The organism is Bacillus sp. FSL K6-0994 (genome assembly GCF_038630815.1).
Lineage (GTDB): Bacteria > Bacillota > Bacilli > Bacillales > Bacillaceae > Bacillus > Bacillus safensis.
On sequence record NZ_CP152043.1, the window covers coordinates 3415660 to 3441697 of the forward strand.

The following is a 26038-nucleotide window of genomic DNA, read 5'->3' on the forward strand; positions in this document are numbered from 1 at the left end:
CACATCTCGATATGTGCAGTTTTTTAGATCAATTTTTAATATCATCATAAAATACATTTTTTATAAATTTTGTTGACAATTACCAATTTTATTTTTTATAATCTAGTAAAAATTTGAAAAAGATTGGATGGTAAGGTAAACATGATCTTAAAGAATGATGTTTTTCATTTCAAAGAAGAGCCCATCGTTTCACCTAAGATGTTTACAGTCAATACATTAGGCCCTAAGGGGACAAGCAGTGAATATGCAGCAAAACATTTCATCTCTCATTCCACCACTACACTCGGCACTCATACGAAACTATCCCTTTACGACACATTCGAAACTTGCATTGAACATACTCTCTCTAACGCACTCCAATACACTCTCGTTCCACACGCATACGAAGGAATTAAACACTTCTACATGAGACCTGACCTTCAGCTTTTACAAATATTCAGATGTGACACGCCCATGTATGGTTTGGCTGTCAGACCAGATTTCCCCTTTCAAGAACAAATGCTTCACCACTTAAAAATTGTTTCTCATCCTGCACCTGTGAATTTGATTCAATATTTTATTCATCAAAATGCTGAATTTGAGCTTGTCAATTCTACAAGTACAGCCGCACAAAAAGTAAGAGACGGCGAATTTGATTTCGCTTTAACCAATGAGGTGGCTAGAGCTACATACGGCCTCACCTTCATTCGAACATTTAAAAGCATTCCTATGAGCTGGTCTATATTCGGAAAAGGAGAGATGTAACATGACAACTGAACGAAAGGTGCAAGAATTATATTTTCCTCAAGCGAAAAAACGAGAATGGGATAATGGTGTCATCCAATATTCTACTGTCAGAGGCGATACGGAAGTGTTAATTTCATACGTCCCTCCTCACACGATCATCGAACCTCATGAGCATCCAGAAGCACAAATCGGCATCGTATTAAAAGGCGAGCTTCAAATGACGGTCGGCCAATCGACCCAATTGCTCACCCCATTAGAATCAGCCTATATTGCACCACCATTCGTTCCTCACGGCGCATCGAATCTGACAGATGAAGAAGTGATCGCCATTGATATTAAGAGATTGAAAGATGGCGAGGAATATACGGCTCCTCCTACTTATTTCTTAGACATTTTCAAAACGCGTGATTTACTTCCTGGCATGGAAGTGACTTTTTTTGTGGAGGACTGGATGGAGCTTATGATTGCCAACATTCCGGGAAATGGCGGGGAAATGCCTTTTCATAAGCACCGTAATGAACAAATCGGGATTTGCATTAGCGGTGGGTACGATATGACGATTGAAGGCTTTACAGAAAAGATGGAATTTGGCACGACCTACTTCTGTGATTCAAAAGAAGATCACGGCGCCATTAATCCAAAGCGAGAAGCATCAAAGTCTATTAATCTCTTCTTCCCTCCACGCTATAACCGCTTAAAGCCAAAAGCGTCTAAGGTGAAGAAATGAACATTGCCGGAAAAGTCGTCCTGATTACAGGAGGTGCGTCTGGGATTGGGCTTGCCGCCGTCAAGCTTTTCCTTGAGCACGGAGCAAAAGTAGCAGTGGCTGATATCAATGAAGATAGCGGTAAACAACTCATTGAATCATTGCCTCATGAACATGCTGCGTTTTTCAAAACAGATATTACGAATGAGTCTGACTGTCAAAAAACCGTTCAATCCGTGCTGAGCCAATTCGGGACAATTGATGTTTTGATTAACAATGCAGGCATCGAAATTGTCTCACCTATTCACGAGATGACACTGGAGGATTGGAACCACATTCTACAGGTCAACCTGACTGGTGTATTTCTTATGAGTAAGCATACATTGCCGCATATGCTTGAAAAGAAAAGCGGAAGTATTATTAATACTGGATCTGTCGGTGGTCTCGTTGGCTGGCCTGACATTCCTGCATACAACGCAACAAAGGGCGGTGTCATCCAGCTCACCAAATCGATGGCGATCGACTATGCCGCTCATCAAATCAGGGTGAATTGTATCGCCCCAGGGATCATTGATACGCCATTAAATGAAAAATCCTTTTTAGACAATCATTCAGAAAGTCTTGAGGTTGTTAAAAAGGAAAAAGCAAAGGTGAATCCCTTGCTTCGTCTCGGAAAACCCGAAGAAATTGCGGGCGTGATGCTGTTTCTCGCCTCTGATCTATCCAGCTATATGACTGGAAGTGTTGTCACAGCAGATGGCGGATACACCGCTAGATAAAAAGGAGTGCTTTCATTGAGTAAAAAAACCGTACTTGTCATTGCTGACTTAGGAGGATGCCCGCCCCATATGTTTTATGAAAGCGTGGCGGCATCTTATCATATCGTTTCCTATATCCCTAGACCCTTTGCCATTACAAAGGGTCACGCTGAACTAATCGAAAAATACTCCATTGCCGTCATCAAAGATCGTGATTATTTTGAGACACACCCTTCTTTTGAACACCCTGATTCTATTTACTGGGCACATGATGATTATCTGAAGTCAGAGGAAGAGGTGGTGGATGACCTAGTCCGTGTGGCTTCCTTTTTCAAAGCTGATGCCATCACCACCAATAATGAATTATTCATTGCACCAATGGCAAAAGCCGCTGAGCGGCTGGGGCTGCGCGGCGCTGGGGTAAAAGCAGCTGAAATGGCACGTGATAAAAGCCAAATGAGAGCTGCATTCAACGCTGCTGGTGTCAAAGCGGTGAAAACTCAGCCTGTCACGACTTTAGCTGATTTCCAGCAAGCTATTGAACAGATCGGGACACCGCTTATTTTAAAGCCTACATATTTAGCAAGCTCCATTGGCGTGACCCTTTTTCACGACAGAGCCGGCAGTGATGATCTCTTTTTAAACGTACAATCCTACTTGCAAACGATTCCCGTCCCAAACGCTGTGACATATGAAGCACCATTTGTCGCTGAAACGTATTTAGAGGGTGCTTACGAGGATTGGTATCAGGAGGGTGGCTATTCTGATTATGTCAGTGTAGAAGGGTTAGTCGTGGAGGGAAAATATATCCCTTTTGTCATACATGACAAGACCCCTCAAATCGGTTTTACAGAAACGGCTCATATTACTCCCTCGATCCTAGACAATGAAGCCCAGCAAATCATTATTGAGGCAGCTAAGAAGGCAAATGAAGGGCTGGGCCTTGAAAACTGTGCGACCCATACAGAGATCAAGCTCATGAAAAATCGAGAAGCAGGACTGATCGAATCCGCAGCTAGATTTGCTGGCTGGAATATGATTCCGAATATCAAAAAAGTGTTTGGGGTGGATATGGCCAAGCTGCTGATCGATGTATTAGTCGATGGAAAAAAAGCGGAGCTGCCAAAAGAGCTGCTTTCTGGACATACGCATTATATAGCAGACTGCCATTTATACCCTCAGCATTTCAAAGAAAGCGGACACATACCGGCAGAGGCCACACACATCACCATTGATCATATCCATATTCCGCAGGATGCTTTAGTTGGAGATACTGTGATCGTCAGTGAATCTGTCCCGTCCAAAGGCACCTTTGTCGATCTATCTTTATTTGAAGCCTTTAATGGCATCGTGTCGCTTGAGTTAAAAGGGTCATCCTCACAGGATGTTGCCGCATCCATCCGCAACTTACAGAAACAAGCTGCCCTTCATTTAATGGATGAATTAGTCAAGGGATAGAAAGAGAGGGTAACGTGGTGGAGATCTTACCATCTAACATGATTAAACGGCTGCCAGAACAGAAATTTGGAACCGTATTTGAGAAAATTGCGCAAAAAGCACAAAACGGAGCGAACATCATAAACCTTGGTCAGGGAAATCCCGATCTTCCTACTCCTGCACATATCGTAAGCGCCCTTCAAGAGGCGGCAGGCACTTTGCAGTTTCAGCAATATGCACCTTTCAGAGGCTTCGACTTTTTCAAGCAAGCCATTGCAGATTTCTACAAAAAGGAGTTCGGCCCTGAGATAGACCCACAGAAAGAGGTTGCTCTTTTCAATGGAGGGAAAACAGGCCTTTATGTCATGAGTCAGTGTCTTCTTGACCCTGGGGACGTTGCCCTCGTCCCCGATCCAGGCTACCCAGAATATCATTCTGGGATCTTGATGGCAGACGCAAAGCCCTACTGCATCAAACTTGAATCGAAAAATGGCTATTTACCGAATCTCTCTTCAATTGATCCGGAGGTACTCAAAAAGGCAAAGGTTCTTTTCTTAAATTATCCGAATAACCCAACAGGTGCTGTGGCAAATGATGCATTTTTTGAAGAGACTGCTGATTTTGCATCAGCTCACGGACTGCATGTCATTCATGATTTTGCCTATGGTTCATTTCATTATGAACAAAAACCCGTAAGCTTTCTAAACGCTCCTCTTGGGAAAAGCGTAGGAGTGGAATTATATTCTCTATCCAAAACATTTAATATGGCAGGATGGAGAGTCGCTTTTGCTGTAGGTAATGAGGACATCATCCAAGCCATTAACGCCTTCCAAGATCATGTGTTTGTCAGTATGTATGGCGGATTTCAACAAGCTGCAACTGTCGCCTTGCAAAGTGATGACCGTCACATACAATCATTAAAAGAGGTCTACCTTGAACGAATTCACTTTTTCATCCGTCAGGCAGAAAAGCAGCTAGGATGGTCCATCGAACGTCCAGCTGGCGCCTTTTATTTATGGGCTCCAATCCCTGATGATTTTGAACATTCTCATGCATTTGCTGACTATTTACTCGAACATACTGATGTCGTTGTCACGCCGGGGGGTGTGTTTGGAGCACATGGTAGGCGTCATGTCCGCATCTCAATGGTTGCTCCAATTGAACAGCTTGCCCTGTTTATCGACCGGCTTCGCATCCTTCCAATTCGCTTTAATCAAAAAACCCGCATATAGCGGGCTTTTGATGTCATATACTTTTCATCGAACCACCATCGACGGATATTTGTTGTCCTGTAAGATAGGAGGCTTCCTCTGATGCGATAAAAGCGGCCAATGAAGCCATTTCACTCGCTGACCCCACTCTTTTCATTGGAATTCCTGACGCTACAGCCTGTACAGCTTCTTCCCGCGATAATGCCTGTTTACGCATCATGTTTCCGATAAATTGTTCATACCGATCTGTAGCTATAAATCCCGGGTTTAAACAATTCACTGTGATCCCTGAAGGTGCAAGCTGTGTGGCAGCATTTTTACTAGCATTGATAATCGCTGCATTCATCATACTGTTCGTAAACATTTGGTCGCCAGGTTCCTTCCATAGGTTCCCGACAATTTGAATGATCCGGCCATACTCATGTCGTTTCATCATCGCTGCCGCACGCTTCATCGTATCAATGTACGCAAGGGCTTTTTGAGAAAATACTGCCATCATCTGCTCGCTGTCACACGAATCAAAGGTATCCGGCTTCCCCCCTGGAATGTTATTAATCAACACATCCAGTCTGCCAAACTCTTTTTCTATTTTCGTAAAAGCCTCAGCCCTCACTCCTTCATCTGACATGTCCCCACAGAAAAGAGCCACCGGCTCCTTTGTTTCTGCCATACGCCCAATGTGCTGCTGCGCTTCTTCTAGTGAGGATTGATTTCTAGAATTGATGATGATCTTTACATTGTCTTGAGCGGCAAGCTTTACGGCGATGGCCTTTCCAATCCCTGTACTTGCTCCTGTTACAAACGCAATTCTTTTAGACAAACTCATCCACATCCCTTTTCTTATCAGCTTAGTACATATACATAAAATGACACATATAGAATGTATTTCAACAAAAAAAGACCTTTCTCCTGCGAAAGGCCCCCCGTTCTCTATTTAAATGTCGTTTCCCAATTAAACCCGATCGTTTCGTCATTCCAGGCGATTCGCTTTTCATCTGGGTTATTCGGGTCATACGATTCTGTTGTGAAATACACAATTTGCAGCGGCGTCTCACCTAGTACACGATAGCCATGCGCGACACCCTTTGGGATAAGAAGCAGCATCGGATTGTCTTCCCCCATATAATACACATCGGTTTGCCCCTTTGTGGAAGAGTCGTCACGCAAATCATATAACACGACCTGCGCATGACCTGCAGGGAAGAACCAAACGTCGTCTTGTTTTTCATGATAATGAAAGGCTTTGATCACGCCTGGAAAGCTTTTCGACCATGACGCCTGCCCAAAGCGTTTCAGCATCGGTTCATCATCTCGAATGAGCTCTGCAAAAAAGCCGCGGTCATCACAATGTTTCATAAGTTTTTTCGTTTGAACACCATCAATCATGCTGTTGCCATCTCCCTTCTTTCTGCAAATATTCGTAAAGTGCATCCTTCCAATGCCTCGGCTGCCAGCCTGTGGCTTCAATCGCTTGAAGATCTAAGACAGAATAGGCTGGGCGAGGCGTTTGGAAGCCGTACTCTTCCGTGGAAATCGGCTCAATTGTGGCGGACAGGCCGCTTTTCATCACAATTTCTGACGCAAAATCAAACCAGGAACAGCTTTCTCGATTACTGACATGATACACGCCTGCCTTCTGATCAAACAAATGAATCAAGGCCTCAGCTGCATCCTTTGTATAAGTAGGAGACCCTATTTGATCGTTCACAATGCGCAAATGATCCTTCGTTTCAGCGAGCCGAAGAATGGTATTCACAAAGTTATGCCCCTCATGTCCATAAAGCCACGAGGTACGAATGATTTTCACTTCATCTGACACAAGCTGAATCAATTCCTCACCAAGCTTTTTACTCTTTCCATAAATGGTTTGAGGATCTGCCTGTGCATCGATTTGGTAAGGGGTGTCCGCCTGCCCGTCAAACACATAATCTGTACTGACATGTAACACATCAGCGCCTGCGCGCTTTGCTTCCAGGGCTGTATAGTAGGCGCCAATGCCATTCACAAGATACGCCTTTTCGGTTTCTGTTTCACATTGATCAACAGATGTATAGGCTGCTGCACTGACAACAATATCAGGCTGATAGTGTCTCATCGCATGTCTAACTGCCTGCTGGTCTGTGATATTGAGCATGTTCCTCGTTAAGGCAATGACGGTCATGTCTTTTTCTTTGAGCTGTCTGCTCAATTCTTTCCCTAATTGGCCGCCTGCACCGGTGATTAAAACTTTCATCCGTCACCCTTCTTCGCTCTGATCGTATTTGGTTCGATACCAATTGATCGTTTTTTCGATACCTTCTTCAAATGACGTCTCCTGCGTCCAGCCGAGCTCGCCTTTTAGCTTACTTGCATCAATGGCATACCGTCTGTCATGTCCTTTTCGGTCTTGAATAAACGCAATTTGATCATGACTGATTCCAAGCTGCGATAGAATCGTTTTGGTTAAATCAAGATTTGTTTTCTCATTGCCGCCGCCAATATTGTATACCTGCCCGGCTGTGCCGTTTTCGAGCACCTTCTTCACAGCTCTCGCATGGTCTTCTACATACAGCCAATCGCGAATTTGCTGGCCGTCTCCATAAATCGGGATTTTCTCTCCATTGACTGCTTTTCTAATAATGGTCGGTATTAATTTTTCCTCATGCTGATACGGTCCGTAATTGTTGCTGCATCGTGTAATCATCGCGGGTAATTGGTAAGTGTGGATAAAGGATTTTACAAGCAGGTCTGAACTCGCCTTGCTTGCTGAATAAGGATTGTTCGGTGAGAGTGGTGTTTGTTCTGTGAAAGCAGGATCATCTGGCTCCAAATCTCCATATACTTCATCTGTTGAAATATGAATGAGCTTTTTCGCCTTTCCTTTTAAAACAGTTTCAAGCATACGATACGTTCCAAGGACATTTGTTTGAATAAAAGGCTCTGCCGATTCAATGCTGCGATCAACATGCGATTCTGCCGCAAAATGAATGATCGCATCATAGACTTCGTCAAATGCTTGATCCAGCTCATGCTGAAGGGTAATATCCCCTTGAATAAACCGAAAATGTGACAACTTTAATAATTCATCCATCTCGTCTGGATGACTGGCATATGTTAATTTATCAAAAACGGTGAGCCTGACATTTGTATCCTGAAGCAGCAGCTTCACAAAATTCAGTCCGATAAAACCCGCTCCGCCTGTAATTAAATAAGACTTCGTCATTCGGATCCCTCTTTTTTCTTCATCGTTTCAAACATTTTCGCAGATGCTTCGTGGAGAGATTCATGCGTTCCTGCATCAATCCACCACCCTTTTAACATATCATAGGTCAGCTGGCTATTTGAGATATAGAGATTGTTCACGTCTGTAATCTCTAATTCGCCTCGATCTGACGGCGAGATTCTCTCAATATATTGAAAGACTTCTTGATCATAAAAATAGATGCCCGTGACGCAGTAGGATGAGCGCGGATGCTCCGGCTTTTCCTCTATTGATAAAATCTGTTGACGGGCGGCATCAATTTCTGCAATGCCAAATCGCTTTGGATCTGCCACTTCTTTCAACAGAACCTTGGCTCCTCTATCTTGCTGCTGAAAAGCTTCAACAAAAGGGTTTAGCGAATCCTCAAATACATTATCACCAAGCATCAGCACAAACTTCTCCCCTTTGACAAAGGGCTTTGCATAGGATAAACCGTCTGATATCCCAGACGCTTCAGGCTGTACCTGATATACGATGTTCATCCCCAATTCCTGATCGCTTTCAAGCAGCTTTTGAAACAACGGGATTTGTTCTTCTTGTGATATGACCATCACATCTAAAATCCCTGCTTCCTTCAATTTGAACAATGACCAATAAATCATTGGATATGGACCAACCGGCAATAAATGTTTATTGAAAATCTTCGTTAAAGGCGCCAGTCGTGATCCCTTTCCTCCTGCTAAAATAACTCCCTTCACATCTACACATCCTTATAGTCTTTTTGGTGATGATTCATGAGGTGTATAAGAATGTTTTTCACTCGTTCAATTCCTTTTCCATCAATGAGTGTCCGTCCATTAAGATGGATGCTCCTGCGGAGAAAGTAGCTGCTGGACAGTCTTTCCACAGCACACCATATATCTTTTTCATCCACAAGTTCACCTAAGCCAAGATGGTGGCACGCTCCCTTTTGTGCAAAACGAGCGGCTGTCACTGCTTGATGGTCGACTTGTGAAAGGACAATACTGGGCACTCCGATACAAACTGCCTCGTATAATGTCATCCCGCCAGCAACTATTGCCAGATCAGCTTCCGAAAGGCGTGCAGGTAATTGATCTGTATGACGAATGAATTGAATATGCTCAGCCTCTATTTGTTCTTCAATGCGGGAGGCTTTTCCTGTAACCGCTAAAATGTGTAAGTGGTCCGCTTCGAGGATTGCTGATACAGTCTTTAATAACAATCCACGCGGGTCACTGCCCCCAAGGCTGATGACCACCTTTTTGCATTCTTTTCGAACCTCATATGTGTCTTTTAATCGGCTTATCTCTTGATCTAACAATAAATAAGGTGTTCCATAAAAATATTCTGTCCCATCTACTTGCATGTACTTTTCGTCCAGACCGCCATAAATGCCGTTCACGACAGCATCAGCAAGCTGACAAGCTTCTGCTCTTTTTTCTTCGAATAAGACCAGCCTGGCAGAGCTGGAGGATGCTTTGACTAATTGAAGAAATTGGAGGTCACAATCAAGTACATCAATCAGCAGAAGATCTGGATTCAGCTCTTTTATGTCCTGCTCCATCTGAAGGAATGCCTTCGACTCCTGCACCAAATGAACGTGCCAATCTGGACCTGAGAGCATTTCTACACAGATCTGTTCATTTGTATAGAAAGATATGTCGTTTCCTTCTTGAAACAGTTGATTTGCCAGCCGTTTCATTCTGACGACATGACCCATCCCTCTTAAAAACCCACCATACACAACAATCATGATTTTCTTGTTCATTCAGCATCCTTCTGTTTCACAAATTGATTCAACCGAACAATATCAGGGTCTTGTTCGCAAATGGTGATGAGTTCAGCCGTAGGCACAGCAATGGAGCCGCCAGCTTTCTCTAGTAAACGGGTCGCAAACACATAATCTTCTTCTGTATCAATCGTGAATCGATAAGCAGGATATGCAAGTTCTTTGGGCGGTGTGAATAATTGCAGGTGAAATTGCTCAGGATGCTTTCTGATATAGAGCGTGACATGCTCACGCTCTGGCTGCGTAAGGGGAAAATTGTCGATTTCACTTAAAATCTGTGCGTCGATCATTTCCCCGGAAATACCGAGTGGCGTTCCAGCCGTATACGTGTAATCAGCCTTCTCTTGTCTATGTTTTTCAAGCATTTTCGACAAAAGGACTGGATCTATGAATGGGTTATCTCCTGTTAAACGCACAATGGTTTGCGGTTCAAAATGACGGACAATCTGCGCAAATCGCTGCAGTACATCCGCCTCACTGCCACGAAATACTTTATAGCCCTTTGATAAACAATAATGAGCCAGCAGATCATCTTCTGCCTCAACTGTTGTGGCGATCATGAGGTTCTGCGTTTTGTGATTGTAATGATCTGATTGCTTTACTCGTTCAACAATCAGGTCGATCAGCGCCATACCGCCGATCGGTTTCATTACCTTTTTTGGCAGCCTTGTTGAGCCCATTCTCGCCTGTATGACAAAAAGGACATCATTGATCATTTGGCGTCTCCTGCATGAGTACATCTTTCCACGAAACCCCTGTATGGGCTGGGATATCTCTGACAGCCTTTGTGCCAAGTAAAACCGCCATATACCTTGGATGCAGACCTTGGCTTTTTTGTCCTGGACGTAACACGGCTAGATTTTCTGCGGTCAATGTCTCGCCTTTCGCAATGCCTTTTGTCGTAAAAATGCCTCGATACGCAAATTCACGAATCTTGCCTTCAATAGCTGTTGTCGTTTTATAAGAACTGCCAAGGAGCTCCTCTGGCACTGAATGAGTGTCAGCTTCTGTTAGATTCCGCTGCTTTTCTGCCGCTCGAATATGCTGAACCATTTCCTTCAATTCTTCAGGATCAAGAGCAAAGGAATGATCAGCCCCAGGTAACGTTTTATCGACTGTAAAGTGCTTTTCAATGATTGCTGCCCCAAGCTTCACAGCGGCCACAGGCGCTTCAGTTGGATGCTCACTATGATCAGAAAAGCCAATGACTGCCTCGGGAAATGCCGCAGCTAAGGTTTGAAGCACGCGGAGATTCGTGTAAGCTCTAGGTGCTGGATACTTTGCTACGCAATGCATGATAGCGACCTGCTGATTATGCTCGCTTGTAATCGCCTCATATGCTTCATGGACATCCGAAATGGTTGCCCCGGCTGTTGAGAATATGATGGGCTTTTGAAAAGATGCCGTGTGACGCATAAGAGGCAAATGATTGATTTCATAGGATGCCAGCTTGAAAGCCGGCGGATCGGTTTGATTCAATAGATCCGCAGATTCTTCGTCACACACTGTGCTTAAAAATATCAGCCCTTTTTCCGCGCAACGTGACAATAACACCGGGAGCCATTCTGGCGGTAGCTCCATTTGTTCCACTAAAGAAAAAATAGACACCTCTTCCCCTTTGGCTGTTTCGTACAAACCCGGTTCCTTTTGATACATCCGATCAGCTTGAAACATTTGAAACTTCACCGCATCGGCACCTGCTTCCTTTGCCACATCAATTAAAGCAAGCGCCTGATCCAGCTTTCCATCATGGTTAATGCCTGCCTCTGCAATGATAAAGACAGGCGCGCCATCCCCTACTTTGCGATCTCCGATATAGAAATGCGCCATCTTACCTCTCTCCTTTTTTCGGCCACACATGGTAATACAAGAAGGCATTTTTTGTTCTAAAGCCCAGCTTTTCGTACAGCTGAATCGCGGTTGTGTTATGCATCTGAGTTCCGGCAGACATAAACCGATGCCCTCTCTCATGAGAGGCGTTAATCATCGCCATCACGAGCTTTTTTCCGATCCCTTTTCCTTGTGCATCCGCTCTAATGGACAATAAATCAAGTACCAGTTCATCGCCCTTTGTCACCCCTTGAATCAAACCAATGACTTCATCGTTCACCTTTGCTGCGAGATTGATATCTGCACGTCCGAGTAAATTGTTTCTCATCCATTCCTGAAAAAAATGCTGGACGGCATTCTGATCTAAAAAAGGATCAAGTGCATACCGGCTTTTCACAAAAGCCTGATGAGCAAGTGACACCGCCTCATCGTAATCCTTTTCATCCGGCAGACTGATGACCACATCTTCACCTGTAGATGGCATCTCCATTTGAACAGGCGGCGCCTCAAGACGAGTGAGACCGCCCACATAGTACACATGTGACAGCCTTTGGACGATGCGGTTTTTTTCAAGATCAGACGCTTCAAGACGTAAAAAGAAAAAATCGCATTTTTCTGTTCTCATCCAATTGATGAAACGCTCCATCAATTCTTGAAAAGCAGACGCTGTCTCCGCTTCGACAAACTTCACATGAAAAATATGCTGATGAAAAATGCCGCTTTCCCATTTTGACCATTCATATAACAGGACTGCCTTTAGCTGTGCGCCATTAACAAGAGCAAACTGCTTGAAGCCGTTCATTTGTTCCGCTTGTTGACCGTATTTCTCCAGCCAAGCAGCCAGCACCTGATCATCTACATCATGAACGACCTTCATGATAATGCCTTCTGTTCTTTTAAAATAGACAACACCGCTGTGATAACATCCTGCACATCTTCATCTGTCATACTTGGATAGAGCGGCAGTGAGAGCGTCTGCTTGTAGTATGCAAGTGACTCAGGAAAATCCTCCGGTGAATAGTGATATGTTTCTTGATAGTATGGATGCAAGTGAACAGGGATAAAGTGAACACTCGTGCCGATTTTATATTCCTTTTGCAGCTGATCAATCAGTTCATCACGCGTGATAAATGCTTCTTTTGGATTCACTTGCAGTACATACAAATGCCATGCATGTCTTCCTTCTTGATGCACAGGCGGCAGGATCAGACCCGCTTCTTTTTGAAAAGCCTGATTGTATGCTTTTGCAATCTGTTCTCTCCGCGCCTGCATGTCATCTAGTCGGCTTAGTTGAACAAGCCCTATCGATGCCTGCACGTCAAACATGTTCATTTTATAGCCTGGTTCCTCGACCTCGTAATACCACGTTCCTTTTTCTCCATAACGATTCCACGCTCCCTTGCTCATCCCATGGAGCGCTAGTCTTCTAATCCGAGCCGCAAGCGAATCATCATTTGTTGTCAGCATGCCGCCTTCACCAGTCGCTAGGTTTTTCGTTGCATAAAAGCTAAAAGCGGTCGCATCACCAATGGATCCAACGGGCTGACCGTGATACGTTGTGTAAAGAGCGTGGGCAGCATCTTCAAGTACAAATAGATCATACTTTTTGGCAATGGCTAAAATCCGGTCCATATCGCACGATTGACCGGCAAAGTGAACAGGAACAATTGCTTTTGTGTGTGGTGTAATCGCCGCTTCTAGTTTCTCTGCATCAAGGTTGAGTGTCGCTGGATCAATATCGACAAATACAGGCGCTGCTCCCGTATGGATAATCGTATTGGCTGTTGCGCAGAATGTCAGAGGGGTTGTAATCACCTCATCCCCAGCCCTAATCCCTCTTGCCTTTAACGCTAAAAATAAAGCAGCCGTACATGAATTGACAGCGATCGCATGTTTTGCACCTGTCAGCTGCTGAAATTCTTCTTCAAACTGTCTTACTTTTGGTCCAGTTGACAGCCAGCCGGACTTTAATGTTCCAATGACTTCATCAATTTCTTCCTGCTGAATGAAAGGCAGAGCATAAGGAAGAAATTGTGCTCTCTTTTTTCCCATATCGCTTGCACACCCCTATCTTCATCTCTGAAAATCCACACCAGTTTTTGTTTTAAGCAGAGAAAGCAGAACATCGATAGATCGCGCATGCGGATAATGTTGTTTAATGAACTGAGCTCCTTGCTGCTTTGCCAGTTTCATCTCTTGTTCATCCGACAAAATACGAATGGCTTTCTCAGCTAGTTCAACAGGGTTTTCCATATGATAGCTGCCAAGCGACTCGTAATATGGGTATCTTCTGCCTTCTGTCGTTTTCCCGATCAGCACACTCTTTTCAAAAAGCATCGCTTCAAGACCAACTGTAGATGTGAGCGTAATCACGATATCCACATATGGCAGCAAGTCATACAGATCAATTTCTTTTTTAATCAATTTCACATGATTTCCCGCTCGTTCAATAGTCACATAGTCATTTAATCGATTTCGAGCAATTTCCCAAGGATGCGGCTTCATGATCAGCTGAATGTCTTTCCGTTTGGCGATCGTTTTAAGAACATCGCCATAAAAGGCTTCAGAAAACGGCTGCGTTGCCACAAGCACGGTCTTTTTAGCCGGACTGAAGTTCAATTTACGAAAAATGAGATCCTGTTGAAGCGGCGTTCGCTCCTTCACCAAATCAAACCTCGGATGACCTGTGATTTCCACCTGTTCCGGCTGACAGCCTTTATCTACATACCAGTCCTTTTCATATTTTCCAAATACCCCATGGCAAGTCGTGAAAATTGGTAAAAAGGCTTCGTCTCCCATAAGCGCACCGTGCTGAAGACAGATACTCGTAAGCTGGCGTTTCACTGTTTGCAAAGCGAGTACGCGGCTGTAAGCATCCTCCGTCGTTCCAACAATGACAGCTGCAATCGGCTGCATTTGAAATAGCATTTCTATTTGGTTAATGACATCAATAAATTGCACAATGTCCTTCCGCAGTTTTTCTCTAAAAAAGACATTGCCAAAGACAGGGTGGTGAGCGTAAGGTTTAAGGAGAGCATTTGCTTTTTCAATATATTCAGCGTGGGCTTCTTTATTAACCTCTCCGGCTAATTCCGGCTTACTGATCACGGGTAATCCGTAATAATCCGCCTTCTTCCAGCGAGCGAGCACCACCGTTTTGTTTGGATGGAACCGCGTGTAATTTTGTTCCGTAAAACGCAGGTGTTCAAAGTGAAGCAATACCTTTCCATTCGCCGGACGATAAGCGATACGCTTGATCTGCTGTTTATGCTGATCAAAAAATGGCTGAATCTCTTCCGGTAATGGACAAGCGGTTGTCAGTTCTTGACCGAATGCTTCATCTTCCATGCGTTCCCTCACTTCAGGACTGATATATTGATAAAAATTACTGATCAACCCAAGAGGAATTTGCTTGTAGGACAAATCCTTCATCAGATTCACATACTCAAAGTACACCTGCCAATAATGATGAATATAGTGCGACACTTCAGGTCACCTCCCATGTTTTTGTTTTAATATACTGCGAAGCTCCCAGCAGGTAGACTGCTCGGGAAGTGCTTGAATAAAGGCACTTTTCTCTTCTTCTGCCAGCTGATAATGAATGGACTGTTCTGTGATGTAATTTGTATCTAATATTTCATCAAAGGGATAGAACGGATAAAAATGATTTAACCGAAAAAAGAAACGGGCATCCCCTATCCGATAAAAATGCGGACTCTCGTCCCAGTAAGACCCAAATTCAGCATGAATTTTTGATAAAATGGATGCGCGATGTACGACCGAGCAATGATCTATGGCACAGGGGGCATTCCATTGCACTGTTTGCGCCGGCCGAATCGTTTCTTTCACTGGCTCTTTTTTGCTATTTAAATAGATCACTTTAGAACTAGAATAGACAATCTCTTTACCTGGATGGGCATCTAGATAATGAGTGAGCTTCTCTAAACGGTCCGGGGCGTAGACATTGTCATCTGTTGCATAGGAAATATACTCGCCCTTTGCCAGTTCTAATGCTTGATTAATCAGCACGGCGTAGCGAGTTTTCGCTGTTCTCTCTTCCAGCGTTTTGACACCGCTTTGGATAAAATGAATGCGGGGATCTTTGCGAAACGGTTCAATCGCAGCAAGGGTTTTTTCGTTTGATCCATCATCCATGATAAAAAGTTCAAAGTCTGACAGCGTCTGCTGCAGGACCGCTTCAATCGATCTGCCGACGTAAGCCGCCTTGTTGTAGCTCGTCATAATGACAGTTACTTTTGTCAAAGTTTTCACCTCGGTCTCTTTCAAACTATGTTTATCATATGTGTCTCCTCTTAAAGAGACTGTAGAGTGACCTATTTTTTATAAAATTGTATTTTTTTATTGATCTATCTTTGAAAAATGCGAATTTTTTGGTAATATAAGTAATCATTTGTGTGTATTAAAGGAGTAAAGAACATTGGAAGCTATGAAGAATGATCACTCCCAAGAAGAGGAAGTAAAAGGATTTTTTCGATTTTTTAAAATTTTCGTCGCGACAAAAACGATTATTCGCTCATATCAACATTCCAATATTCCCATTTGGCTGATGATGCTCCTTGCAAGTATCGCCGGTACGGGCTGGATCTACGAAGGGTATTTTAGCGAGTATATGGGCAATCATATTCCATTCCCTTTTATTCTGTTACAAGGAGCGGGATATGGTATTTTGGCAGGCAATATGATTCTATTTTTCGGTGTCCTCCTGATTAAATGGTTAGGCCGTCTCTTTTTCGACTGTCAAACGGCATATCGAGATATACTCAAAGCCTGCACACTGACGGTCTTTTTCCCTTCTGCTTTATTTTCACTTACTTGGATTTTCACTGTTGGGATGCTTGGTCCGTATACGTTTGTTAAAATCTCACCATATTTAGATCAGCATTATGAAGTATGGTATTATCTCGATCTTTTACCTCTTACGGAAGCATATGCAAAGACGTGGATATTGGGAATGGCTGTTTTAGGCATTGTCGCTGTGATGAAGCTCAGATTATGGCAAGCCTTCATCATTGTGATTACACCGCTCGCCGCGTTTTTTCTCATCATGACACTTTTATTTGATATTCAGCACGCTATAAACTGGATCATGTAAAAAAGACGAGTACCGATAGAATACGAGGGATTGTTTTCACGCTGAGGAATTGCATAGCAGTTCCTTTTTTTCGTTCAATGTACATATTCTCCCCTCCTGTCTCATAGTGTGAAAGAGAGAAAGAATGCTATGGAAACAACAGGTGCTTTAGCGCCTTCTGTTTAGAACACCATGAGGAAAGAGGAGGAACGTTATGAAATTGAAAAATCAATTTGGGCAAGGTTCGGGTTTCGAAGGTCAAGATTTTCGCCAGCAACAATATGGAGCAAATCCGTATCCTGCGCAGCAGATGGGTTATTCAGTCCCTCCCCAAACGCAGGGTCAAATGCAGCAGGGGTTTTCGCCAATGCCGTCTACCGGCACTTCACAAGGAGGCCAAGGAACGCAGGGCGGCGGTCAGCCATATCAAATTCCTTCTGGACCGGTTTATCAGCAGAATGTCACCGGGCAGCTGCCTATTGAGCAGTCCTATATTGAAAATATTTTACGATTGAACCGCGGCAAGGTAGCCACGATTTATATGACATTTGAGGCGAGCAAGGAATGGAATTCGAAGATTTTTAGAGGCGTCATTGAAGCTGCAGGACGTGACCACATTATCATTAGTGATAATAAGACAGGAACACGATACTTACTATTAACGATCTATCTTGATTACATTACGTTTGATGGGGAAATTCAATACGACTATCCATACTCCATGTCTACGTATTCTCCGAGATAACGTCAAGCATGGCAAAAGCAAGGCTCAGGTGCCCTTGCTTTTTTCTTTTGTCTAGGTTTTTGTCACACCTCTAGGGCGCTGTTCATAAGATGCCTAGTAGTTTTTATCAAAAGCCTAGAGGTGACATCAATGACTGTTGAGCTGGATTATACATCACCAAATGTCAAATTTTCATACGATCTGAATCAAAGCCCCCTTGTGAAATTCGATCAGCATAACCTGATTAATGTGTTAGGAAAAAAACAATTAAACTCGTTGGATCAAGTGTCCCTGCTGGATATATATTTGAGTAAAAGCAAAGTCGTAGAGCCTCATTATCATCAAAATGCCGCAGAGCTTGTTTATTGTATAGCCGGTTCTGCTGCCGTATCGATGCTGAATCCATTTACAAAAAAACTGCACACCTACACCATCACACCTGGACAGGTGGCAAACGTGCCTCAAGGCTGGTGGCACTATGAAGTCGCTCTCCAAGACAGAACTCATTTGTTAGCCATTTTTAACGCATCTACACCTGAAGTGATCCTAGGCTCAGACCTTCTCACCCTCACCCCTTCTCACATCATGGCCCATACTTATTGCATGAACGAAACACAGTGGAAGCAGGCGATAAAGCCTGTGAAACCAAGTGTGTTTATCGGACCATTTTGCCACCGGGAGGATGAGTCTCAAACGCATCCTGTCCCTCCATCTCACTACGTCCCATATTATCAAGCACCGCCCAACTATACCCCTTACTGGAGTTAAGAAAAAAACCGATGCCCATATGAGAGCATCGGTTTATTGGCTTATAAATTTTTTGCTGCTGCAATGACAAGCATGATCCAAGAGGCGATAAATGCTACTCCGCCAATAGGAGTAATGGCTCCTAAAATCTTCACCTGCGTCAATGCCAGCACATAAAGGCTTCCTGAGAAGAAAAGGATGCCTGCAAGCATCACCCAGCCAGCGGCAGGAACCAAGGAGACACCTGACAGCTTATCTGCAAGAAAAGCGACAACAAATAAGCCAATGGCATGGAACATTTGATATTGAACACCTTTATTCCATATTTCTATATATTTTTCAGGGATTTTCCCTTCTAGACCGTGCGCACCGAAGGCTCCAAGTCCAACAGCAAGCATGGCGTTAATAGCACCTAAAATGAAAAATAGTTTCATTCGTCATTCTCCTTATCTCGTCAATTATATTTATCATAGCGCGGGTGAAGGGCGACATTCAACTTTCCCTTTACGTTGACACGAGATTGTCGGATTTCTTTTTCTTTCGTAACAAGACTTGGTCGACCACGATCGCAATGAGTGTGCCTAGAACAAGACCGTTGCTTAATAATGAAATGAGCACAGGATGCATCCCTTTCAAGGCCCCCTGAGGCACAAACATCGCCCCTACGCCTGCTAAAACAGCAATCCCAAGAACAAAGCGAATCCGCGGGACTTCTTCTTTCTCATACTGATCAAACTCCGACATCGCAATCCCAATCATAGAAGAGAAGACCACAAAGTTTACAGCAAGCCCCACAGGTGATGGCAATGCAGAGAAAAAGCTCATGAGCAGCGGGAATAAACTAATGAGTACAATGAGCAGACTTCCTATGAAAAATGGCTTTCTCGATGGAATTTTCGTTGTCTGGATAAATCCTGCTGCCCCCGAAATAGGTACAGGCGCAATCGCCCCGATCAGCCCGCTTAATAAATGACCAAATGCTGCGACAAAACCAGCAGGACGTGCTCTTTTCCGCTCACGCAGTTCACCAAATGCCTTCACTGAGCTTTCCACAATTCGAATACTTGCCAGCATGTTCACAATGAGTAAAATCGTTATAAAAAAGGACGTGACAAGCAATCCGCTGTCAAAGACCGGCATACCGAATGGAAACAGCTTCGGAAACTCGATGATTTGTTCTGGAATTCGAACCGGCTTCGCCAATCCGAGTAGAGCGAATAACAGCCATCCGCCTGCAAGGGCGAATAACACAGAAAACTGCCTCAAGTAATGCCATTTTGAGCGGCTGATCATGAAGGTGAGGATAATAATCAAGATCGATAAGCAAAAGACAAGCCCGTCCACCTGATTTCCCCGATAGCCGATGCCCATCAGCCCTTTCATGATTGGCTGACTTAGCTGCACAACAAGCAGCAGCAGGTAAATGCCTGTGACGACTGGCGTAAATAAAGACGCGAGCCAATTGATGATTTTAAATAAACTAAAAATAAAAAAGAAAACAGCACTAAAAATTAAAGCCCCTTGTAATGCTTGCAGGGTTTCAGGATACGTCGCAAAGATTGTACCTGTCATGCCGGCATAAAGGGTATACACACCCCACCAAAGCCCTGCTGGACTTTCATTGATCGGCAGCATATGGCCGCATAAACACTGCACCATTGCCACAAGACCAAGTGAAAAGAAAGTACTTTGAATCAGCTCCGCCGATTGCACTTGGTTCAATTCAAATGCTTGTGCAATCGCAATTGGTACGGCAATAGAAGCTGCGATAAAAAATGCCATCCACTGAATGGCGCCCAAAAATAGTTTCAAACCGATCACCTTCCCTTTGTCGTGACAAGACCATTAAAAATCAAAAATAGAGTCGCCGTTCCCGTCCTTCTCTTTTTGACCCTCATCATTTTGCTGAAATTTCTTCGCACCACTTGTGCCCATGAGTTTCTCAAGCATGGCTTGATCTGTAGTCACAGATGGCGCTGATGGTGTATGTATCGATGGAGGTGGTGAGATGGCCGGCGACTGCGGCATTTGCACCGTTGATGGTGCGTCGAGAATGACATCACATAGTGAAGAAATGGCCGCTACTTGACGTTTCACCTCTTCATCATTTCCACTTTGTTTTGCTTTTTGAACCGCTTCCTCCATTTTTTGAAGCAGGCTTGATATATGAATATTCAAGGGTAGACCCTCCAATCTAAAAAAATCTCTTTTCAACATTATTTTACCAAATGAACAAACCAAATGGGTTCATTTTTTCAAAGCAGTGCGCTCATGACTCTCTTATTTGACCCGTCATCTTCATTCACACATAATAAAAGAAACAAAATCGTCTATGAAGGGATTGAATAATGGACAAGCTTACTGCTCTATTTCAGAAACAAAAAGTCTTTCAGAAGCCGGCGGTTCAAGAACGCATCCGCATTCTTCAAGATTTAAAAGCAGCAATCAAACAGCATGAAAAGGATATATTACAGGCCTTAGCCCATGATTTACATAAATCCGAACAGGAAGCCTATACAACAGAGATTGGGATGGTGTATGAAGAAATCAATCATACCATCAAACACCTTCACAAATGGGCGAAGCCAACTCGCGTGAAAACACCGCTGACTCATATCGGATCAAAAAGCATGATTATCAAGGAACCTTATGGAACTGTGCTCATCATTGCTCCTTGGAACTATCCTTTCCAATTGGCCCTTTCTCCATTAGTCGGTGCGATTTCTGCGGGAAATGCCGTGATTTTAAAGCCGTCTGAGCTGACGCCGGCAGTCTCACAAGTGATCAGCACTATCATCAAACGTGTATTTCAAGAAGACCATGCGGCTGTCGTAGAGGGCGGTGTTGAAGTCAGTACAGAACTGCTGAAACTGCCCTTTGATTATATCTTCTTTACTGGAAGTGTGGCAGTTGGCAAAGTCGTCATGGAAGCCGCCGCAAAGCATTTGACCCCTGTCACACTTGAGCTTGGCGGAAAAAGTCCCAGCATCGTCATGCCTGATGCCGACATCAAGCTAGCAGCGAAGCGGATCACCTTTGGAAAGTTCACCAATGCAGGGCAAACCTGCATTGCACCAGACTATTTGCTCGTTCATGAATCCATCAAAGAGGAACTTTTGCGAGAAATGACAGCCTGTATCCGTGACTTTTATGGTGAACATCCCGAAACGCATCCGCACTTTGGAAAAAATGTCAGCCAGCGTCACTTTGACAGGCTTACACAATTTCTCTCAAATGGATCGATCGTCACAGGTGGACAGTGCAATGAACAGGAGCTCAAAATCGCTCCGACCATTTTAGACCACATTACATGGGAAGATCCTGTCATGCAGGAGGAAATTTTCGGACCGATTCTGCCTGTCATGACCTTTGATTCTCTGCATGAGGCAGTTCATATGATCAAAGCAAGACCGAAGCCGCTTGCGCTTTACTTATTTACAACAAATAAAGAAACAGAATCCTATATTCTAAACAACCTCTCATTTGGCGGAGGATGTATCAATGACACGCTTATGCATGTCGCTACCCCTTACCTGCCATTCGGAGGCGTCGGCGAAAGCGGCATGGGGCGATATCACGGGAAGGAAAGCTTCTTTACTTTTACGCATGAAAAAAGCGTCCTGCGCCAAACCAATCGCTTCGATTTTTCCTTCCGTTATCCAAATGCGAAAAATGGACTCGACTTGGTCCGCAAATTTTTAAAATAAACAGGACGAAGGGGCTCTCCCCTCGTCCTATTTTCATTCAATATCCTTGATACACCAATTGATTTCTTCAATCCCCATTTGCTTTAAATACGCGTTTACCTTTGAAAACGGCCGGCTGCCAAAAAAGCCGTTTCTTGCAGAAAAAGGACTTGGATGAGGTGACTCAATGATGAAATGCTTGTTTTGATCAATGCGTTCTTTCTTGTTTTGAGCATGTCTTCCCCATAACACAAAAACGACGGGCTGCTCACGCTGATTCAGCACATCAATCACGCGGTCTGTCACACGTTCCCAGCCCTTGCCTTTATGAGAATTCGCCTCGCCCCTTCTCACAGTCAGCACAGTGTTTAAGAGCAGCACACCCTGCTCTGCCCAGCTGACAAGTGAACCGTGGTTTGGAACAGGACAGCCAAGATCATCCTTTAGCTCCTGAAAAATATTTCTTAAAGATGGCGGGTGTTTGACGCCCGGCTGAACAGAAAAGCTTAATCCATGTGCCTGCCCTGGGCCATGATAAGGGTCTTGTCCTAAAATCACCACTTTGACCTTTTCATATGACGTCAAATGAAGAGCACGATACACGTCATCTGGTTTTGGAAAAACGGTCTGCGTGCGATATTCTTCCTTCATCCATTCACGTAATTCCTGATAATACGGCTGTTCAAATTCACTTTTCATCACAGCCCACCAGCTATCATTTAAAAATGGCTTCATTGTGGTTTTCCTCCTTCTACTTGCTGCGCTAGTCTGGAGATCATCGGTTTTCCATCCCACACAATCTCACTCTCTGATTCTCTTTTTTTCATCGCTGGTTCTTCTAATAATATCGCAAAGTTCGCTGTCGGCAGATCGCCCAGTTCATGCTTTTCACTTAAATCATCTAAGTAGTTTTTCCTTGTTTCACCCAGATCACTAGACTGATTTCCACCGCCGTCAAAAAACGCATAGATCACGCTCGCCGCTGGCACTCGTTTGACTCGGGCATGCTGTGATACACGCAAAAAGAAGTCCCAGTCCCAATAATGATGCATCGCTGGATCAAAATAGCCAATCTCATCGTGTATACAGCGTTTGTACATACTGCCCGAAGGAACATATGTAGAAAAGACACGCATATCCTCAATATCCGCTGTATAAGCAAACAAACGTCTCGACAGCGGGAAACGGGTCGCGCCTTTTTCTTCAAATGATACAATTTCTGCATCAGAAAAGACAAAATCGGCATCTTCCAGCGCCTTGCTCATGCGTTCGATATGACAAGGTGTGAAGTAATCATCGTCGTCACTCAGCATGATGACGTCTCCTGTCAGCTCCCGCACCCCCACATTTCTGGCATTTACATGCTGGACATTCTCATCTAAATGAATCAAGCGGATCGGAAGCTCAGGGTAAAGTTCCTGAATGATGTCGACTCGCTCTCCTGCATCATTGACGACGACAATTTCAAAAGGCTGTACGGTTTGTCTTGTAATGGATTCAAGCAGCTCACACAGTGCGCTGAGCCGGTTATGTGTCACAATTAATAAGGAAATCTTCATATGCAGCTTACTCCTTTAATAGATTCGTCTTTTTCCATTAAAACATAAATTGACTATCTTCTCATGATATAAAAGGCGGTTTGATTTGAGGGGAAAATGGGAATTTTTGATGAAAAGGAGTGATCATGATGGAATATATCACGGTGGAAAATAGTAAAGAAGCAAAACAGACCATTGACCACATTCATTCATCGGGTTCATCAAAAGACGCTGTTTTTGTTTTTGCGTACGACCCAGAACGCTCTGATACCGTAACGGAGTATACAGATGCCAAAAGCATGACTGCGGTCGATCAAGGGATTTTGGATCAAGTCGCCAATGTCATTCGCACCCGGGATGATGAACTGATGGCCAAAATGATGTCAACTGGGGCCGATCAAGAGTTAGCCTTAACCCTTTTAGATGAACTGAAAAAAGGGAAATTGGTGATTTGTAAAAGGTAAGAAAGAGAGGCGTTCCGATGAGAGGAACGCTTTTTTATGCCGTTTCATTGTGATAAATGGAAAAGCTGATTATAATAAGGGATAGAACAGTAACTGTTACACATCACATTGGAGGTTCAGCAACTATGTCTATGAATAAAGCACTCACCATCGCAGGTTCGGATTCAAGCGGCGGTGCAGGTATCCAAGCAGATTTAAAAACGTTTCAAGAAAAAAACGTCTACGGGATGACAGCTTTAACCGTTGTCGTTGCAATGGACCCTCATAATCATTGGGATCATCAGGTGTTTCCAATTGATACGGCGACAATTCGCGCGCAGCTCTCTACCATTGTAGAAGGTATTGGTGTAGATGCGCTGAAAACGGGTATGCTTCCAACCGTCGACGTGATTGAGCTTGCAGCTGACACCATCAAAACATATGACCTAAAAAATGTCGTCATTGATCCTGTCATGGTTTGTAAGGGTGCGAACGAAGTCCTTTACCCAGAGCACGCGGAAGCATTGCGTGAAAAGCTCACGCCACTGGCAACCGTTATCACACCTAATCTTTTCGAAGCAGGTCAATTAAGCGGAATCGGCGAGATCAAAACGATCGAACAAATGGAAGAAGCAGCAAAACGCATTCACGAACTTGGTGCAAAGTATGTGGTTATCACTGGAGGCGGTAAGCTCAGCGAAGACAAAGCCATCGATTTGCTTTATGATGGACAAACCTTCGAACGCCTTGAAACAGATAAAATCGACACAGAATACACACACGGCGCAGGCTGCACATTCTCAGCAGCAGTCACAGCTGAACTAGCGAATGGATCAGACGTGAAAGAAGCCATTTATGCAGCAAAAGAATTCATCACGGCTGCCATTAAAGGCTCTTTCCAGCTAAACGAATACATCGGACCAACAAAGCATTCTGCTCATCGTTTTGACAAATAAAACAGAAAAAACCGATTCGCCTTGTTAGGAGGTGAATCGGTTTTTGTTTATCGAAAGCTTCGTCTCTGTGCAAACAGCCAATCTGTTAAGCCTGGCGTCTCATAAGCAGGCGTCCATGATGCATGGTCATATCCATACTTGCTTGCATACTCCGTATAAAGCGGCTGGCCGCCAGCTTTTTGAATAGCTTGAATTGTATTTCTCGCATAGCTGATAGGGATAATGGAATCATCCTCTGCATGAAATGCCCATATTGGCTTGCTCGCTAAAATTCCCGCCTTGCTCGGATCTGCACCCCCAGCAATAGGAATCATCGCTGCAAACAAACGAGGATATGTGATGTTCAACTGGTACGTGCCAAATCCACCTTGTGATAAACCCGTCGCATAAATTCTTTTCTGGTCAATCTGATAAGAAGTTAACACATGCTGAAGGACATCATAAGCTTTGTGTAAATCTGGTGAAAATTGAAACACATTCGTCAGATCAATTTCATTTTGCACATTTCTTGTTAATGCAAAGCCTCCATCGACAGCATTTCGCGCCTGAGGTGCAAGTACATACGAAGGATGTTTCTTTTGAACTTCAGGAGAAGCCCATAAAACTGCACCATCATTCGCAAGTAACTGCTTTTGATTGTCTGTTCCCCTCTCCCCGCCTCCATGTAAGAAGAGGACTAAAGGATAGGCTTTACCCCTCTTATGATTTTTCGGAATGTACAACCGATAAGGCATTCCTTGATATTCAAAAGATAAAAAAGATGATGCGATATCCTCTCGTGTGACAAAACGATAATTGTACGTAGACGTAGCAAGTCGATGCCTATTTTTGTAAGCGCTTACTTTTAAAGTCGTATCAGTTTCGATATGAATGGGCTTTTTGTATAACTGACTTTGAGTTGTCGGCTGGCTGCCATCTGTTGTGTAATAAAGAGAAGCTTTTTGAACGTGAGAATGCAGAGCTACCTCTTGTGAACGATAATATTGACCAGACGGGACTGAAGCAGTTGACGCAGCAGATGACGTATGATTTCGGGCAGAAGAAACGGAAGGAAAAAGAAAACTCATAGAAAACAGGACAATAATAAAGGTGATCAGGCATTTCTTGGTTGTATAGTTCATATCGTTCCTCCTGTACATGCTCAGATGAAATTTTTATTTATTATTGATCATGACAACACAAATGTCAACGCT

General features: G+C 43.8%; 29 protein-coding genes. 11 read left to right on the top strand and 18 right to left on the bottom strand.

Translation table 11 applies throughout. The annotated features are described in order from the left end of the window. Nucleotides 1-141: 141 nt before the first annotated feature. The 5 genes from MHB69_RS17835 to MHB69_RS17855 are packed head-to-tail and all read left to right on the top strand — an operon-like array spanning nt 142 to nt 4859. A complete protein-coding gene (locus tag MHB69_RS17835) occupies nt 142-744 on the top strand; it encodes a bacilysin biosynthesis protein BacA (RefSeq protein ID WP_024423797.1) in 603 nt (200 codons plus the stop codon). A gap of 1 nt (nt 745) precedes the next feature. Further along, nucleotides 746-1453 carry a cupin domain-containing protein gene (locus MHB69_RS17840; RefSeq protein ID WP_342495819.1) on the top strand — a complete coding sequence of 236 codons (708 nt, stop codon included), beginning with the start codon at nt 746-748 and terminating at the stop codon, nt 1451-1453. Next, on the top strand, nt 1450-2211 hold the full coding sequence (locus MHB69_RS17845) for a glucose 1-dehydrogenase (protein ID WP_034281272.1): 762 nt from the start codon (nt 1450-1452) through the stop codon (nt 2209-2211). The genes MHB69_RS17840 and MHB69_RS17845 overlap by 4 nt, the downstream gene beginning before the upstream one ends. Nucleotides 2212-2226: 15 nt before the next feature. After that, entirely contained in the window at nt 2227-3648 is a 1422-nt protein-coding gene (locus MHB69_RS17850) for an ATP-grasp domain-containing protein (RefSeq protein ID WP_342495820.1), read from the top strand. Nucleotides 3649-3665: 17 nt separating this feature from the next. Beyond that, a complete protein-coding gene (locus MHB69_RS17855; RefSeq protein WP_342495821.1) occupies nt 3666-4859 on the top strand; it encodes a pyridoxal phosphate-dependent aminotransferase in 1194 nt (397 codons plus the stop codon). A gap of 13 nt (nt 4860-4872) precedes the next feature. Here MHB69_RS17855 and MHB69_RS17860 read toward each other — a convergent pair whose 3' ends face one another. From MHB69_RS17860 to MHB69_RS17915, 12 genes are all read right to left on the bottom strand, one after another. Then, nucleotides 4873-5664, bottom strand: coding sequence for an SDR family oxidoreductase (locus MHB69_RS17860; RefSeq protein WP_269199619.1), 792 nt, complete (start codon nt 5662-5664; stop codon nt 4873-4875). Between the two features lie 104 nt (nt 5665-5768). Then, on the bottom strand, nt 5769-6224 hold the full coding sequence (locus MHB69_RS17865) for a dTDP-4-dehydrorhamnose 3,5-epimerase family protein (protein WP_342495822.1): 456 nt from the start codon (nt 6222-6224) through the stop codon (nt 5769-5771). Then, entirely contained in the window at nt 6217-7071 is an 855-nt protein-coding gene (rfbD, locus tag MHB69_RS17870; protein ID WP_034281275.1) for a dTDP-4-dehydrorhamnose reductase, read from the bottom strand. The genes MHB69_RS17865 and rfbD overlap by 8 nt, the downstream gene beginning before the upstream one ends. A 3-nt stretch (nt 7072-7074) precedes the next feature. Beyond that, entirely contained in the window at nt 7075-8040 is a 966-nt protein-coding gene (rfbB, locus tag MHB69_RS17875) for a dTDP-glucose 4,6-dehydratase (protein WP_317221767.1), read from the bottom strand. Further along, entirely contained in the window at nt 8037-8777 is a 741-nt protein-coding gene (locus tag MHB69_RS17880) for a sugar phosphate nucleotidyltransferase (protein WP_041115453.1), read from the bottom strand. Before MHB69_RS17880 ends, rfbB begins: the two co-directional genes overlap by 4 nt. A 2-nt stretch (nt 8778-8779) precedes the next feature. After that, nucleotides 8780-9808 (bottom strand): glycosyltransferase, encoded by a 1029-nt coding sequence (locus MHB69_RS17885; protein ID WP_081125014.1) that lies wholly within the window; start codon nt 9806-9808, stop codon nt 8780-8782. Then, nucleotides 9805-10545: a glycosyltransferase family protein gene (locus tag MHB69_RS17890; protein WP_061110221.1), complete on the bottom strand. Its 741-nt coding sequence runs from the start codon at nt 10543-10545 to the stop codon at nt 9805-9807. Before MHB69_RS17890 ends, MHB69_RS17885 begins: the two co-directional genes overlap by 4 nt. Beyond that, nucleotides 10535-11659, bottom strand: coding sequence for an N-acetylneuraminate synthase family protein (locus MHB69_RS17895; RefSeq protein ID WP_070326146.1), 1125 nt, complete (start codon nt 11657-11659; stop codon nt 10535-10537). The genes MHB69_RS17890 and MHB69_RS17895 overlap by 11 nt, the downstream gene beginning before the upstream one ends. Nucleotide 11660: 1 nt before the next feature. Further along, a complete protein-coding gene (locus tag MHB69_RS17900) occupies nt 11661-12536 on the bottom strand; it encodes a GNAT family N-acetyltransferase (RefSeq protein ID WP_326483498.1) in 876 nt (291 codons plus the stop codon). Continuing rightward, nucleotides 12533-13711 carry a DegT/DnrJ/EryC1/StrS family aminotransferase gene (locus tag MHB69_RS17905; RefSeq protein WP_342495823.1) on the bottom strand — a complete coding sequence of 393 codons (1179 nt, stop codon included), beginning with the start codon at nt 13709-13711 and terminating at the stop codon, nt 12533-12535. The genes MHB69_RS17900 and MHB69_RS17905 overlap by 4 nt, the downstream gene beginning before the upstream one ends. 21 nt (nt 13712-13732) lie before the next feature. Then, on the bottom strand, nt 13733-15145 hold the full coding sequence (locus tag MHB69_RS17910) for a CDP-glycerol glycerophosphotransferase family protein (RefSeq protein ID WP_061110225.1): 1413 nt from the start codon (nt 15143-15145) through the stop codon (nt 13733-13735). Nucleotides 15146-15151: 6 nt separating this feature from the next. Then, nucleotides 15152-15922 carry a glycosyltransferase family 2 protein gene (locus MHB69_RS17915; protein ID WP_176967128.1) on the bottom strand — a complete coding sequence of 257 codons (771 nt, stop codon included), beginning with the start codon at nt 15920-15922 and terminating at the stop codon, nt 15152-15154. Between the two features lie 184 nt (nt 15923-16106). Between MHB69_RS17915 and MHB69_RS17920 the strand changes: the two genes are divergently transcribed. From MHB69_RS17920 to MHB69_RS17930, 3 genes are all read left to right on the top strand, one after another. Next, a complete protein-coding gene (locus tag MHB69_RS17920) occupies nt 16107-16772 on the top strand; it encodes a YIP1 family protein (RefSeq protein WP_242026008.1) in 666 nt (221 codons plus the stop codon). Between the two features lie 193 nt (nt 16773-16965). Beyond that, nucleotides 16966-17496 (top strand): spore coat protein GerQ, encoded by a 531-nt coding sequence (gene gerQ / locus MHB69_RS17925; protein ID WP_024426405.1) that lies wholly within the window; start codon nt 16966-16968, stop codon nt 17494-17496. 129 nt (nt 17497-17625) lie between these two features. Continuing rightward, nucleotides 17626-18243 carry a cupin domain-containing protein gene (locus MHB69_RS17930; RefSeq protein ID WP_034281285.1) on the top strand — a complete coding sequence of 206 codons (618 nt, stop codon included), beginning with the start codon at nt 17626-17628 and terminating at the stop codon, nt 18241-18243. 41 nt (nt 18244-18284) lie between these two features. Here the strand turns inward: MHB69_RS17930 and MHB69_RS17935 are convergent, their stop codons facing one another. From MHB69_RS17935 to MHB69_RS17945, 3 genes are all read right to left on the bottom strand, one after another. Beyond that, nucleotides 18285-18656 (bottom strand): DUF423 domain-containing protein, encoded by a 372-nt coding sequence (locus tag MHB69_RS17935; protein ID WP_025093833.1) that lies wholly within the window; start codon nt 18654-18656, stop codon nt 18285-18287. Nucleotides 18657-18726: 70 nt separating this feature from the next. Continuing rightward, nucleotides 18727-20034 (bottom strand): purine/pyrimidine permease, encoded by a 1308-nt coding sequence (locus tag MHB69_RS17940; RefSeq protein ID WP_041115438.1) that lies wholly within the window; start codon nt 20032-20034, stop codon nt 18727-18729. Nucleotides 20035-20067: 33 nt separating this feature from the next. Next, complete coding sequence (locus MHB69_RS17945) at nt 20068-20400, bottom strand: YwdI family protein (protein ID WP_342495824.1); 333 nt, start codon at nt 20398-20400, stop codon at nt 20068-20070. 170 nt (nt 20401-20570) lie between these two features. Between MHB69_RS17945 and MHB69_RS17950 the strand changes: the two genes are divergently transcribed. Then, nucleotides 20571-21929, top strand: coding sequence for an aldehyde dehydrogenase (locus MHB69_RS17950; protein ID WP_342495825.1), 1359 nt, complete (start codon nt 20571-20573; stop codon nt 21927-21929). A gap of 33 nt (nt 21930-21962) precedes the next feature. Here MHB69_RS17950 and MHB69_RS17955 read toward each other — a convergent pair whose 3' ends face one another. Together MHB69_RS17955 and MHB69_RS17960 are read right to left on the bottom strand one after the other, a co-directional pair. Next, complete coding sequence (locus tag MHB69_RS17955) at nt 21963-22643, bottom strand: uracil-DNA glycosylase (RefSeq protein ID WP_046312854.1); 681 nt, start codon at nt 22641-22643, stop codon at nt 21963-21965. Beyond that, complete coding sequence (locus MHB69_RS17960) at nt 22640-23467, bottom strand: glycosyltransferase family 2 protein (protein ID WP_024423819.1); 828 nt, start codon at nt 23465-23467, stop codon at nt 22640-22642. Before MHB69_RS17960 ends, MHB69_RS17955 begins: the two co-directional genes overlap by 4 nt. 128 nt (nt 23468-23595) lie before the next feature. On the opposite strand from MHB69_RS17960, the gene MHB69_RS17965 reads away from it, so the two are divergent. Then, complete coding sequence (locus MHB69_RS17965; protein WP_024426410.1) at nt 23596-23910, top strand: general stress protein; 315 nt, start codon at nt 23596-23598, stop codon at nt 23908-23910. Between the two features lie 125 nt (nt 23911-24035). Continuing rightward, nucleotides 24036-24845, top strand: coding sequence for a bifunctional hydroxymethylpyrimidine kinase/phosphomethylpyrimidine kinase (locus tag MHB69_RS17970; RefSeq protein WP_024426411.1), 810 nt, complete (start codon nt 24036-24038; stop codon nt 24843-24845). Nucleotides 24846-24892: 47 nt separating this feature from the next. Here MHB69_RS17970 and MHB69_RS17975 read toward each other — a convergent pair whose 3' ends face one another. Then, nucleotides 24893-25966 carry a chitobiase/beta-hexosaminidase C-terminal domain-containing protein gene (locus MHB69_RS17975; protein ID WP_065214915.1) on the bottom strand — a complete coding sequence of 358 codons (1074 nt, stop codon included), beginning with the start codon at nt 25964-25966 and terminating at the stop codon, nt 24893-24895. Between the last annotated feature and the right edge of the window lie 72 nt (nt 25967-26038).